At 61.6% G+C, this 13,180-nt stretch carries 9 protein-coding genes and 2 tRNA genes; all 11 read right to left on the bottom strand.

The features are described from left to right. Positions 1-22 precede the first annotated feature (22 nt). The 11 genes from AAHM38_RS13285 to AAHM38_RS13235 all read right to left on the bottom strand — a co-directional run bounded on the left by AAHM38_RS13285 (position 23) and on the right by AAHM38_RS13235 (position 13,123). Positions 23-1,963, bottom strand: a complete 1,941-nt coding sequence (locus AAHM38_RS13285) for a SurA N-terminal domain-containing protein (protein ID WP_165835800.1) — start codon at positions 1,961-1,963, stop codon at positions 23-25. A 157-nt stretch (positions 1,964-2,120) separates the two neighbouring features. After that, positions 2,121-2,197, bottom strand: a tRNA-Asp gene (locus AAHM38_RS13280). A 44-nt stretch (positions 2,198-2,241) separates the two neighbouring features. Then, a tRNA-Val gene (locus AAHM38_RS13275) sits at positions 2,242-2,317 on the bottom strand. A gap of 67 nt (positions 2,318-2,384) precedes the next feature. Next, complete coding sequence (locus AAHM38_RS13270; RefSeq protein ID WP_009238061.1) at positions 2,385-2,657, bottom strand: HU family DNA-binding protein; 273 nt, start codon at positions 2,655-2,657, stop codon at positions 2,385-2,387. 156 nt (positions 2,658-2,813) lie between these two features. After that, positions 2,814-5,228 carry an endopeptidase La gene (lon, locus tag AAHM38_RS13265; protein WP_009238060.1) on the bottom strand — a complete coding sequence of 805 codons (2,415 nt, stop codon included), beginning with the start codon at positions 5,226-5,228 and terminating at the stop codon, positions 2,814-2,816. A 169-nt stretch (positions 5,229-5,397) separates the two neighbouring features. Continuing rightward, entirely contained in the window at positions 5,398-6,672 is a 1,275-nt protein-coding gene (gene clpX, locus AAHM38_RS13260) for an ATP-dependent Clp protease ATP-binding subunit ClpX (RefSeq protein WP_009238059.1), read from the bottom strand. 195 nt (positions 6,673-6,867) lie between these two features. Further along, positions 6,868-7,515 (bottom strand): ATP-dependent Clp endopeptidase proteolytic subunit ClpP, encoded by a 648-nt coding sequence (gene clpP, locus AAHM38_RS13255; RefSeq protein WP_004627017.1) that lies wholly within the window; start codon positions 7,513-7,515, stop codon positions 6,868-6,870. Between the two features lie 41 nt (positions 7,516-7,556). Next, positions 7,557-8,900: a trigger factor gene (gene tig / locus AAHM38_RS13250; protein ID WP_116576611.1), complete on the bottom strand. Its 1,344-nt coding sequence runs from the start codon at positions 8,898-8,900 to the stop codon at positions 7,557-7,559. Between the two features lie 244 nt (positions 8,901-9,144). Continuing rightward, a complete protein-coding gene (gene mnmC, locus AAHM38_RS13245) occupies positions 9,145-11,163 on the bottom strand; it encodes a bifunctional tRNA (5-methylaminomethyl-2-thiouridine)(34)-methyltransferase MnmD/FAD-dependent 5-carboxymethylaminomethyl-2-thiouridine(34) oxidoreductase MnmC (RefSeq protein ID WP_116576610.1) in 2,019 nt (672 codons plus the stop codon). Between the two features lie 257 nt (positions 11,164-11,420). After that, positions 11,421-11,615: a hypothetical protein gene (locus AAHM38_RS13240; RefSeq protein WP_009238056.1), complete on the bottom strand. Its 195-nt coding sequence runs from the start codon at positions 11,613-11,615 to the stop codon at positions 11,421-11,423. 101 nt (positions 11,616-11,716) lie between these two features. Continuing rightward, the gene (locus AAHM38_RS13235; protein ID WP_116576604.1) at positions 11,717-13,123 is read right to left on the bottom strand and encodes an MFS transporter; all 1,407 of its coding nucleotides are present in this window, start codon (positions 13,121-13,123) and stop codon (positions 11,717-11,719) included. Positions 13,124-13,180 lie beyond the last annotated feature (57 nt).

The raw sequence follows: 13,180 nt of genomic DNA, 5'->3' as shown, positions 1-13,180 counted from the left end.
GCTACGTGCTCTGCACGCCGTATCAGTCCTCTGCCGTATTGGCTGGCTTGCTGCTGTCGACCGCGCTGCTGTTGATCTTCACCTTCGAGCGCGCCTTCAGTGCTTCATAGTAGGCATTGAACTCGGTCTGACCCGCGGCCTGAGCCAGTTGCTGTGCATCGGCAGCGCGCCGCGTGTCGTCCACATTGGCCGGCGGCAGCACCTTGTTGATGCGATACAGCGCGTAGCCCTGGGCACCCAGGTCGACGCCAATGGTGGTCGGCAGCTTGGTCGCATCCGCGCGCAGGATGGCTGTCAGTGCAGCCGGCGGCGTGCCCTGCGCCTGCTGGCGCGAGACCGTCTGTACAGCACCGAAACCATCGGCGCTGTTACTCTGCTTCACGGCAGCCAGCTTCTCTTCGCCGGCCTTCTTGGCCAGCGCAGCGGCTTGCTCGGCGATCACCTTGGCCTTGACCTGCTCGCGCACGTCGGCCAGCTTCTTCACCGTTGCCGGACGATACTCCGCCGCACGCGCTGCAACCAGCGTGGTCGGACCCACCTGGATGGCAGCTGTATTGCGGTGGTTCTTGATCACGTCGTCGGCAAACAGCGCCTTGAGCACCTTGTCATTGCCGATGGGGCTGCCGGACTGCGCCGGGCTCGGCGTGCGGGTCACGTTGTCGGCCGTCTGGATCTGCAGCTTGAGCTTGTCAGCCACCGGCTTCAGGCTGTCGGACTGATCTTCCACCGTGTTGGAGAACGCATCGGCCAGCTCCGAGTACTTCTTGTTCGCGAGTTGCGTACGCAGTTCGCGTTCAAGCTCAGGCTTCACGGCTTCCAAGGGCTGCACGCCGCCGCCCTTCACTTCTTCCAGCTTGATGATGTGGAAACCAAAATCGCTTTGGACCACGTCACTGATGTCGCCCGGCTGCTTGAGCGCAAACAGCGCGTTCTCGAACGGCGGCACAGTCGCGCCCTTGCCGAGGAAGCCCAGCTCGCCACCCTGCGCGGCTGAACCCGGATCGCCCGAGTACTTCTTGGCAAGCTCGGCAAAGGTCGCGGGATTCTTGCGCACCTCGGCCAGGACTTCTTCGGCCTTCTTCTTGGCGGCTTCCTTGTCGGCAGGCTTGGCGTTGTCCGGCAGCTTGATCAGGATGTGAGCGGCGCGGCGTTCTTCCTGTGTCTTGAAGCGCGCAGCGTTCTGATCGTAGTACTCCTTGATCTGCTCGGGCGTGACCGGAATCTGCTTCATCATCTCTTCGCCCGAGAACACGACATACTCGGCCTTGACTTGCTCCGGCACAGAGAATTCCTGCTGGTGCGCGTCGTAGTAAGCCTGGATGGCCTTGTCGTCCGCATTGACCTTTGCAGCGTAGTCCGCCGGCTTGAACAGCAGTGCCTGAATTTCACGTTGCTGATCGCGTACCTGGATGAGGCGATCCACCAGCGACTTCGGCACAAACGCCGACGACACGATCGATTGCGGAATCTGTTGCTGCGAGAGCTCGAAGCGCAGATTGCCTTCCAACTGCTCGGGCGTCATGTTCTGCGCAGACAGCAGCCTTACGTAGGCTTCCTGATCGAAGGAGCCATCCGGCTTGCGCAGCGCCGCCACGGCCGGAATTTGGAGGATGGTGTCGCGAATCTTCTCGTTCGAGATGGTCAGGTTTGCACGCGTGACCTCATTGGCCAGCACGCGTTGCTGGATGATGCCGTCGAGCACGTCGCGGCGCATCTGTGGACCTTCGAACTGGCGCGGATCATATTGCGCGCCAAGCATCTGGCGCAGGCGCTCGGTCTGCTCGCGCACGCGCGCGTCGACTTCGTTGGTCGAGATGACCTTGCCGTCGACCTTGGCAGCGTCATGCGAGCTGTCCATGAAGCTCGAATAGCTCTGCACGCCAAAGAACACGAACGACGGGAACACCAGAATCAGCAGCACCAGAAACATCAAGCGCCGATGCGTACGTACGAAATCAAGCATGCTGGACCGGAGGTGAATGGAAGATGGAAAATCCGGCGATTCTATCAGGTGCCGCCGACATTCCGGACAATCGCGGCATGGCGCACAGGCATGACCTGCAAGCATTCGCCGCTGAAAAGACAAAGGCCCGAACGAATCGGGCCTTTGTACAGAATTCTGGCGGAGCGGACGGGACTCGAACCCGCGACCCCCGGCGTGACAGGCCGGTATTCTAACCGACTGAACTACCGCTCCAGATTGGGTCGGACCTTCCGACGCTGGAGCGGCAATACGAACGATGGTGGGTGCTGAGAGGCTCGAACTCCCGACCCGCGCCTTGTAAGGGCGCTGCTCTACCAACTGAGCTAAGCACCCGTTCGTACCGCCGGCGTAAGCCGGACTGTCCGGCGCCCGTGTTGTCACCCACGAGCACCAAAGCCCGCTAGTTTAGCGCATCTTTCAGCGCTTTGCCAGGTTTGAATTTAGCAACTTTACCACCTTCGATCGTGATGGCCGCACCCGTGCGCGGATTGCGTCCATTACGCGAAGATCGCTTGCCGACCAGAAACGTGCCAAAGCCGACCAGCGTGACCGAGCCACCGTCGCACAATGCATCTTTGATACCGTCGATCAGCGCGTCGATGGCGCGCCCCGCTGCGGCTTTCGACATATCAGTTTGCGCTGCCACATGGTCGATGAGATCTGTTTTATTCATCGTGCCACCTCCCCGAACACCGCTAGTGTGGATTCATTAAAGTGGCCGTCAATCGACGTGTCAAGGCGAAGAACTGTGTGCCACGTGTCGCAGCCAGTGCAAAGAAAAAGGGCCCGAACATGTCGGGCCCTTCTTCAACCTCGGCAAGCCAAGATGTCAGTGATGCACCATTTCCTGCGACTTGCCGTCATCGCCCTGGGCGGGCGCCGGCTTGGCTTCTTCTTCCGGCAGCGGCTCCGGCTTGCGCACCAGCGCGAGTTCCAGCACCTTGTCGATCCAGCGGACCGGCTGAATCTCGATGCTGTTCTTCACGTTGTCCGGAATGTCAGCCAAGTCCTTGACGTTCTCCTCCGGAATCAGCGCGAGCTTGATGCCACCGCGGTGAGCGGCCAGCAGCTTTTCCTTCAAGCCGCCGATCGGCAACACTTCGCCGCGCAGGGTGATTTCGCCGGTCATCGCCACGTCTGCGCGCACCGGAATCCCGGTCAGCACCGACACCAGCGCCGTCGTCATCGCAATACCTGCCGACGGACCATCCTTGGGCGTCGCCCCTTCGGGCACGTGAATGTGGATGTCACGCTTCTCGAACATCTCATCCTTGATACCCAGCCGAGCCGACCGCGAACGCACCACCGAGCGCGCAGCCTCGACGGACTCCTTCATCACGTCGCCCAGCGAACCCGTGCGGGTGATGTTGCCCTTGCCCGGCATCAGCGCGGCTTCGATGGTCAGCAGATCGCCACCCACTTCGGTCCATGCCAAACCGGTCACCTGGCCGACCTGGTCTTCCTTGCCGGCCAGACCAAAGTCGAAACGACGCACGCCAAGGAATTTGTCCAGGTTGTCCGAATCCACCTTCACGGACGTATTGGCTTCTTTCTTCAGCAGCAGTTGCTTGACGACCTTGCGGCAGATCTTCGAGACCTCGCGTTCCAGCGAACGAACACCGGCTTCCCGCGTGTAGTAGCGGATGATGTCGCGCAGCGCGGCTTCGGTCACCTCGATCTCGCCCTCCTTCAGACCATTGTTCTTGATCTGCTTGGGCAGCAAGTAGCGACGGGCGATGTTGACCTTTTCGTCTTCTGTGTAACCCGACAGGCGAATCACTTCCATCCGGTCCAGCAGCGGCGCCGGAATGTTCAGCGAGTTCGACGTCGCCACGAACATCACATCCGACAGGTCGAAGTCCACTTCGATGTAGTGGTCCTGGAACGTGTGGTTCTGTTCCGGGTCCAGCACTTCGAGCAATGCAGACGACGGGTCGCCGCGGAAATCCGCACCCATCTTGTCGATCTCGTCGAGCAGGAACAGTGGGTTGCGCACGCCGACCTTCGTCAGGCTCTGCAGGATCTTGCCCGGCATCGAACCGATGTACGTACGGCGGTGACCGCGAATCTCGGCCTCGTCACGCACGCCACCCAGCGCCATGCGCACGAACTTGCGGTTCGTTGCACGCGCCACCGACTGCCCGAGCGAGGTCTTGCCAACACCCGGCGGCCCCACGAGGCACAGGATCGGCGCTTTGAGCTTGTCGACGCGCTGTTGCACGGCGAGATACTCAAGGATACGTTCCTTGACCTTTTCCAAACCGTAGTGGTCTTGATCCAGCACCTGCTCGGCGTTCGACAGGTCGTTGTTGACCTTGCTCTTCTTGCGCCACGGCAGACCCACCAACGTGTCGATATAGTTGCGCACGACCGTCGCCTCGGCCGACATCGGCGACATCAGCTTGAGCTTCTTGAACTCGGACTCGGCCTTCTTCTTGGCCTCCTTCGGCATGCGGGCGGCCTTGATCTTCTTGTCCAGCTCTTCGAGATCGGCGCCTTCCTCGCCTTCGCCCAGCTCCTTCTGGATGGCCTTGACCTGCTCGTTCAGGTAGTACTCGCGCTGGCTCTTCTCCATCTGGCGCTTGACGCGGCCACGGATGCGCTTTTCCACCTGCAGGATGTCGATCTCGCCTTCCAGCTGCGACAGCAGGCTCTCCAGACGTTCGGTCACGTTGAACATCTCGAGAATCTTCTGCTTCTGCTCGAGCTTGATCGGCAGATGTGCGGCAATGGTGTCAGCCAAGCGACCCGGTTCGTCGATACCCGATAGCGAAGTCAGAATCTCAGGCGGGATCTTTTTGTTCAGCTTCACGTACTGGTCGAACTGCGACACGATGGCGCGACGCAGCGCCTCGGTCTCAGCCGATTCAGTCGGTTCCGGACCGACGGGCACGGCTTCGCAGAAGAAGTGCGATTCGTCGTCGGTGACGGAGAGGATGTTGGCGCGCTGCGTGCCCTCGACCAGCACCTTCACGGTGCCGTCCGGCAGCTTCAGCATCTGCAGAATGTTGGCGATACAGCCGACCTCGTACAGATCCTTGTCGGTCGGCTCGTCCTTGGCGGCGGTCTTCTGCGCCACGAGCATGATGCTCTTGCCCGCCTCCATCGCAGCTTCCAGCGCCTTGATGGATTTGGGGCGCCCCACGAACAGCGGAATCACCATGTGCGGAAACACCACCACGTCACGCAGCGGCAACAGCGGCAGGCGAATCTGCTCAGCGGGTAAAAGTTGGGTTCCGGACATTATTTTCCCCAGAAAGTCATGTAAGGGCTAAATTGGGCACAGCGACGGTTTTACAAGACCGCTGCTGCAAGTCGCATGCCGACCCGGTTTCCCGAAGCAAAAAAGCCGCTCGCAAGCGAACGGCTTCCTGCATGGGACGCATACGGCGCATCCCGGCCGGGCATTCGCGTCAGTTGGAACCTGCAACCTTGGGTTGCTCTTCGTAAATCAGCAAGGGCTTGCCTTCGTCGGAGATCGTGCTTTCATCGATCACCACCTTTTGCACCCCCTTGTGGTTGGGGAGGTCATACATCACATCCATCAAAGCGTGCTCGACGATGGAACGCAGACCGCGCGCACCCGTCTTGCGCTTGATCGCCTTGCGGGCGATTGCCGTCAGCGCGCTCGGACGAATTTCCAGCTCCACCCCTTCCATTGCCAGCAGCTTCTGATACTGCTTGACGATTGCGTTCTTGGGCTCGACCAGGATTTCCATCAAGGCAGCCTCGTCGAGCTTGGCCAGCGTCGCCACCACGGGCAGACGGCCGATCAACTCGGGAATCAGGCCGAACTTGATGAGATCTTCCGGCTCCACTTGCGGCAGCACTTCGCTGACGTCGCGCTCTTCCTTGCTCTGCACCTCTGCGCCAAAACCGATTCCGGTCTTGTCAGAGCGCTGCATGATGATCTTTTCCAGACCATCGAACGCGCCGCCGCAGATGAACAAGATGTTGGTCGTATCAACTTGCAGGAAGTCTTGGTTCGGATGCTTGCGGCCACCTTGCGGCGGCACCGATGCCATCGTGCCTTCGACCAGTTTAAGCAGCGCTTGCTGGACGCCTTCACCGGAAACGTCCCGGGTGATGGAAGGGTTGTCTGACTTGCGTGAAATCTTGTCAATTTCGTCGATGTAGACAATGCCACGCTGGGCCTTATCCACCTCGTAATTGCAGTTCTGCAGCAGCTTCTGGATGATGTTCTCGACGTCCTCGCCCACGTAGCCGGCTTCGGTCAGCGTGGTGGCGTCGGCAATGACGAACGGCACGTTCAAGAGACGCGCGAGCGTTTGAGCCAGCAGGGTCTTGCCCGAGCCAGTCGGCCCGATGAGCAGAATGTTGCTCTTGGACAGCTCGACATCGTCCTTCTTGCCGAGGTGCTTCAAGCGCTTGTAATGATTGTAAACCGCGACCGCCAGGATCTTCTTGGCCTGCTCCTGACCGATCACATATTGGTCCAGGCTTTGGCGGATTTCATGCGGTGTGGGCAGATCGGACTTGACCGCCAGACCACCTTCCTTTTCGGAGATGGCGGCTTCGTCCCGGATGATTTCGTTGCACAGGTCGATACATTCATCGCAGATGAAGACCGAGGGACCGGCAATCAGTTTTTTGACCTCATGCTGGCTCTTGCCGCAAAACGAGCAGTACAGCAGCTTTTCGCCAGTCGAGCCTTTCTTGTCCGCCATAACGATTACCAGTAGTTCTTGGCAGCATCATACGCCAAATTATCTGGCGACGATCCGCAGGTGTTGTTCTAAGCAAAAACGAGGCGCGAGGCCTCGTTTTTGACACCGCTTGACATGTTTCGTGCGGTAGCCGGTGTGCCGCAAAACGCACCAGCCACGCCGTCTACACATCCATCGGCACATTACCTCGACACTTCAGCGCTTTGCGATGACCTGGTCGATTAGGCCGTATTCCTTAGCCTGTTCGCTGCTCATGAAGTTATCACGATCCGTGTCGCGGGCGATCTTATCGACAGGCTGACCGGTCACTTCCGAGAGCACCGTGTTAAGGCGCTCGCGTAGGTACAGAATCTCACGCGCCTGGATCTCGATGTCGGAAGCCTGGCCCCGCGCGCCGCCTAGCGGCTGGTGAATCATGATGCGCGAGTTCGGCAGCGCCAGACGCTTGCCCTTGGCACCGGCCGCGAGCAGGAATGCGCCCATGCTGGCCGCCATGCCCATGCACAGCGTCGACACGTCGGGCTTGATGAACTGCATCGTGTCGTACATCGCCAGGCCGGACGAAACCGAACCACCCGGCGAATTGATGTACAGCGAGATGTCCTTGTCCGGATTCTCGCTTTCCAAAAACAGCAACTGTGCCACCACGAGGTTGGCAGTCTGGTCGTTGACCTCGCCCACCATGAAGATCACTCGCTCCTTGAGCAGGCGCGAGTAGATATCGTAGGCGCGCTCGCCGCGGCCCGACTGCTCGACCACCATCGGCACCAGACCGAGCCCCTGCGTTTCGAGCGCGGAAGCTTGGGTACGGGCAAGTTGGTCGATCAGTTCATTGCGGATCATGCGGTTCTCCGGTGCTTATTTCGGAAACTCTATCGATCGAATCAGCCTTGCGCCGGCGTGGCGGTCAGCTCTTCGAACGACACGACCTTCTCGGTAACCTTGGCCTTGTCGCACACAAAATTTACCACGTTGTTTTCGAGCACGTAGGCTTCCATCTCGGCCAGGCGCTGTTGGTCACCGTAGTACCAGCGGATGACTTCCTTCGGATCTTCGTAGCTCTTGGCGAACTCTTCGATCTCAGCCTTGATCTGCTCCGGCTTGGCTTCCAGGCCGTTGGCCTTCACGACTTCGGCCAGCACCAAGCCCAGCTTCACGCGGCGCTCAGCTTGCTGCGTGAACATCTCGGCCGGGATCGGCATGTTCTTGGCGTTCGGCATGCCGCGCGATTCGAGGTCGCGACGCGCCATTTCGACCAGACGCTCCTGGTCTTGCTCGACCAGCGACTTCGGCACGTCCAGCTCTGCCACCTTCAGCAGCGCTTCCATGACTTGATCCTTGAGCAACGCGTGCGTGCGGCGCTTGACCTCACGCTCGAGGTTTTCGCGGATGTCGGCGCGCATCTTGTCGAGGTTGCCGTCGGCGATGCCCAGCGATTGCGCGAAGGCTTCATTGACTTCCGGCAGGTGCGCCCACTCAACTTGCTTGAGCGTGACGGTGAACTCAGCCGTCTTACCAGCGACGTCCTTGCCGTGGTAATCCTCGGGGAACGCCAGCGGGAATTTTTTCGATTCGCCTTGCTTCAGGCCCAGCGTGGCTTGCTCGAACTCGGGCAGCATGCGGCCTTCGCCCAGCACGAAGCTGAAACCTTCAGCCTTACCGCCGGCGAATTCCACGCCGTCGATCGTGCCGACGAAATCGACCGTCACGCGGTCGCCGTCCTGGGCAACGGCTGCACCGCCGTCACCGTGCTCGCCGGCTTCTCCGCGTGGGTGATAATGCACGCGTTGCTTGCGCAGGATGTCGAGGGTCTTGTCGATTTCGGCATCGGTGATTTCGGTCTTGGTGCGGGTCAGTTCCGCACCGGCCAGATCGCCAAGCTTCACTTCCGGGTACACCTCGAACGTCGCGTCGAAGGCGACTTGATCGTCAGCCACACCTTCGGTCTTCAGTTCGAAGCGCGGTTGGCCGGCGACCTTCACGCCTTGCTCGTTCGTGATGTCGAAGAACTGACGGGCCGCCTTGTCATAGCGGACTTCGAATTCGACTTGTTGGCCGTATTGCTTCTCGACCATCTTCATCGGGACCTTGCCCGGGCGGAAGCCGGACATCTTGACGGTCTTGGACAGACGCGCCAGACGGCTTTGCTTCTCTTGCTCCACTTCGGCCTTCGGGACAGCCAGGGTCACTTTGCGATCAAGCTTGCCGAGGTTTTCGATAGTCGACATGGTCGTAATTCCAGATTCAGAAGATGGTTGCGTCGAACGGCGCAGCGCCAGCAGCAGCCGTGGTTCAAAGTTCTTGGTCTTGCCGGGCTTGCAGGAATGCGGCGCGAGGGCCGCTTCAATGCACAATGCACGGCACGTCGGGCGCGTTCAGGCTGGCAAACGCAAAACGCATATTATGGCATGGAACGTTCGGCGGCCCTGATTTTTTGGGTCGGAACGCTTGGAAAACCCTTCAATCGGCGCGTTAATCCAGCGGTTCCGCAGCCTTGCTTTCCGTGCGTGCAGCGCCCTGCCCTTGGAGGCCTCCGTGTTGCAACGCACGCAGGACAAAGCGGCCAGGGTCGAGCGCTGCCACCAGGTCGGATTCCAGCGGGAGCGGGCCACCGTCAATCTGTGCCGCCAGCAACTCCGCGCCCAGTACCGACCATGTGAGGCCGCGCGAACCATACGCAAGTGCGGCATACAGCCCGGCAAGGCGAGGCAATTGCGCATGCGGCCCGCGCAAGCGAAAACCGGGTACCGCAGCGGCGGCCTCATCCGCCAGCGGACCGATCAACGGCAACCGATTGGCCGAGACGCATCGCACACCGACATAGCCTCGTAACTGGGCAGGGTCGAGCCTGCCCAGCGCGCCCGCTTGACCCGGTTGCAACGCGGTCAGCCGCCGGAGATTGGCGACGTGATCGGCGACGCGCTCCGTCAGATCGGATGCGCCCGGTTGGAATGAGGAACCTATGCGCACTGACTGTGCGCCCTGCTCGGCAGGCAAGAGGTACCCCTCGCCGCAAACAACGGCCTTTGGCCACGCGGCGCCGGCTTGCAATGCAGTGACGGGCACATCGGTGAGTTGACCGCGCACCGGCTTGAGCGACGCGGATGTCAACGGCGCCAGACGTGCCGCACCGAGACTGTTGGCGAGCACGATGACCGGCGCCCTGACGATCACATTCTGGTGCGCGTCCAGCGCCGCCCATTGATCGCCGTCTTGGCGCAGCGATTCGACACGCGTGTTCCAACGTGCGTCGACAGCGGCCCCGGCAGCGGCGAGATTGGCACGGCAAATGTCCGGCGGTGCGACCCAGCCGGCTTGCGCAAACCACCACCCTCCCTGCGGAACGCTGGCTCCGATGCGTTCGGCGGCCTGCTCCACATTGAGCCAGTCGATGTAATCGGTTGGATAGCCGAGCGCTTGCACGATGCGTTGCTGCTCGATGGCATCGCCGGCGTGTTCAGCGAGTTGCAGGACGCCGGTGCATTGGAAACCTGCGGCGAAGCCGGCGCGATCCAGCGCGTCCCAGTGGCGGCGCGCAAGGAGATTGCCTGCGCGCGATAGCTGCGACAGCACGCTGTCGTCGATGGACACATGGGGATGCATGGCCGCTGCGCGATGCGCCGACGTGCCTCGCGCGGGGCCCTCGTTTTCGTCGATGAGCGTGATGCGCCAGCCGCGCGACGCGAGCCGTTCTGCAACGGCGCAGCCGGCAAGCCCGGCGCCGAGCACGATGGCGTGATGTTGGCTCCAGACCGGCGCTTCGGCCGGTCCGCGCCGCGTGCGCCAGTGGGTTGGAAATTGCGCGACGGTCATGTCGCGTTTGGTGCCGAAACCGGGCGCCTTGCGCACCTCGAAACCAGCTTCCTGCAAGCCGCGCCGTACGAATCCAGCGGCGGTATACGTGGCCAATGTCGCGCCGGCGCGCGCTACCCGCGCAAGCTGCTTGAACACGCGCGGCTGCCACAGATCCGGGTTGTTTGCGGGAGAGAAGCCGTCGAGATAAAACGCGTCGGCAGCGCACGACAGTTGGGGCAGCGTCTCCATCGCGTCACCAAACAGCAGCGTCAGGGTGACGCAGCCGCCATCGAACGCCAGGCGATGCACACCCGGCACGGGCACGGGCCACGATTGACGGAGCATCTCGGCAAGAGGCGCCAGCGCGCCGTCCTTTGGATGCACGATCGACAAGCCTACGCGATCGAATGGGTGCTTCTCGATCGAAACGAAATCGAGTCGCGCGCAACGCTGCGGATCGTGGCGCCACGCGGCCCACGTGGCAAGGAAATTCAGACCTTGGCCGAAGCCTGTTTCGACAATGGTGAAGGTTCGCTTGCCCTGCCATGCGCTAGGCAAGCCATTGCCGCCCAGGAAAACGTGATGCGCCTGCGCCAGACCGCCTTCGGAGCTGTGATAGACGTCGTCGTATTGCGCGGAGAACGGCGTGCCGTCCGACGTGAGCTGAGGCGTGGCGAGAACGAGGCCGCGTGGCATGGAACACCCTGGGAAGAAGCGGCAAATTGTAACGCCGCCCTTTCCCTGCGCCTTGATCTGAAGCAGTCCGCCTGGCGGCTTCAGGCTGGATGCCGGATCGGCCCGACTGTCCATGCGCACGATCATCGTGGTTAGATAACCGCGCGGCTCTCCCTCCCACCCCGTCTTTACGACGTCGCGGCAACACCTTCGCCGCATCTTATGAATGGGAATTCACAATGGAGCGCCAAGAGTGAGCGTGGCGCAGCCGGACAGCCTCAAGCCACATCATCTGCAGACCGGTGTCGCCAAGCCATGAGTGCAACCGCCAGCGCCGCCACTGAAAGGCCGATTGCCAGCCCGGTCAACCGCCCCGCGCGACGGGCTTCATCAGCTTGCTGGCGCGCCTCGATGGCCTGGCGCACGGTTTCCCAGAAGGCCTCGCGGTGCTCGTTTTCGTCGAAGATGGACATGGCGTGCTTCCCCGTTATGCATGGCTCGCCTTGTCATCGTAGGGAAGGTGCGGCAGTTGCGCCACCGCGCGTTTCGTGTAGGACGCGGTGGCCCCAACAACTCAGACAGCAGCCACAGGCTTGCCCACCGGGCCGGCGAGCGGCCGGGAGACATCGGCATCACCCTGCCCCAACTCCATTGCATCTGCGCGTTCGGCGGTGGACAGTTCGTCTGCGCGATATCCGGTGCGGTTGAGCAGTACCAGCGTGCATGCCAGCGACACCAGCGCATACAGCGCCGATGACACCGCCACGCCGACGATGTTGCCGCTGCTGTTGAGCATCCACTGCGCAAATACCGGCGTGCCGCCACCCACCACGAGCGAGCACAGCTGATACGCCAGCGACAACCCCGTATAGCGGACGCGCGTCGGAAACACGCGCGCCAGAATGCCGCCGATGGCGCCATAGAACATCGAGTGCGGAATCGTCGCCAGACACATGCCGAGCAGAGCAATCCAGACCACCTTCGTCTCGATGGCAAAGAACATCACCGGCATGAGCAGAAACTCCGGCAGCACCATCAGGCAGATCGCACGACGCATATCCATGCGCGAGACCAGCCATGCACCGAGTGGCTGCGTGATGAACTGCACCACCAGCGCAATCGCGATGATGCCGAGGAAGGTGTCCTGGGCGTAGCCGAGTTCCTTCGTGGCCCACGCCAGCGCGAAGTTGCTTTTCAGGTACGTCACATGAATGAGCGGCAGCGTACCGGCACCCAGCAGCACGAGGCCCCAGTGGTCGCGCACGACATCTTTGAGCGGCAGTTTGACGGTCTTCTTCTGTGCCAGCACGCGCTTCATGTCGTCCGACTCCTCCAGCTTCAGGCGGATGACCATGCCGACGATCACCAGCAGCGCCGACAGCAGGAACGGCACGCGCCAGCCCCACAGCATGAACTGCGGTGTCGGCAGCGCACTCAGCGCGAAGAACACCAGCGTTGCCAGCAGGTTGCCCGTAGGCGAACCCTGCTGAGCAAACGCCGAGTACAGAATGCTCTTGCGCTTGGGCGCGTTTTCGCTGGCAATCAGGACCGCACCGCCCCACTCGCCGCCCACGGCCACGCCCTGGATCACGCGCAGCACAACCAACCCGACCGGCGCCCATAGGCCGATCTGCGCATAGCCCGGCAGCAGGCCGATGCCCATCGTCGCCACGCCCATGAGGATGAGCGTGATGATGAGCGTGGTCTTGCGGCCGATCTTGTCGCCCAGATGCCCGAAGATGATCCCGCCGATGGGCCGCGCCGCAAAGCCGGCCCACAGCGTGACGAACGAGAGCAGCGTGGCGATGCCGGGGTCCAGCGTCCTGGAGAAGAACACTTTGCCGAACACAAGTGCGGCAGCGAGGCCGTAGATATAGAAGTCGTACCACTCGATGGTCGTGCCGATGAACGCGGCAACCGCGGCCCGGCGCGGCTGGAGGTTTGCGGCCGCGGCGACATGGGGCGCAGGCTGGTGAGGCATGTTGGTCTCCTTGGTGGTACTGCCGGTTTGGCGCAGCCTCTGCCGGGCTGTCTGCCG

The organism is Ralstonia sp. OTU4908 (assembly GCF_038440115.1).
GTDB classification, from domain to species: Bacteria; Pseudomonadota; Gammaproteobacteria; order Burkholderiales; family Burkholderiaceae; genus Ralstonia; species Ralstonia pickettii.
The sequence above is the reverse complement of the archived record's forward strand: the minus strand, read 5'-3'. Positions and strand labels throughout refer to the sequence as shown.

Bases quoted from the DNA above. Each gene is read 5' to 3' on its own strand.
- AAHM38_RS13285 (WP_165835800.1), bottom strand. From the start codon at position 1,963: ATGCTTGATTTCGTACGTACGCATCGGCGCTTGATGTTTCTGGTGCTG.
- AAHM38_RS13270 (WP_009238061.1), bottom strand. From the start codon at position 2,657: ATGAATAAAACAGATCTCATCGACCATGTGGCAGCGCAAACTGATATG.
- lon (WP_009238060.1), bottom strand. From the start codon at position 5,228: ATGTCCGGAACCCAACTTTTACCCGCTGAGCAGATTCGCCTGCCGCTG.
- clpX (WP_009238059.1), bottom strand. From the start codon at position 6,672: ATGGCGGACAAGAAAGGCTCGACTGGCGAAAAGCTGCTGTACTGCTCG.
- clpP (WP_004627017.1), bottom strand. From the start codon at position 7,515: ATGATCCGCAATGAACTGATCGACCAACTTGCCCGTACCCAAGCTTCC.
- tig (WP_116576611.1), bottom strand. From the start codon at position 8,900: ATGTCGACTATCGAAAACCTCGGCAAGCTTGATCGCAAAGTGACCCTG.
- mnmC (WP_116576610.1), bottom strand. From the start codon at position 11,163: ATGCCACGCGGCCTCGTTCTCGCCACGCCTCAGCTCACGTCGGACGGC.
- AAHM38_RS13240 (WP_009238056.1), bottom strand. From the start codon at position 11,615: ATGTCCATCTTCGACGAAAACGAGCACCGCGAGGCCTTCTGGGAAACC.
- AAHM38_RS13235 (WP_116576604.1), bottom strand. From the start codon at position 13,123: ATGCCTCACCAGCCTGCGCCCCATGTCGCCGCGGCCGCAAACCTCCAG.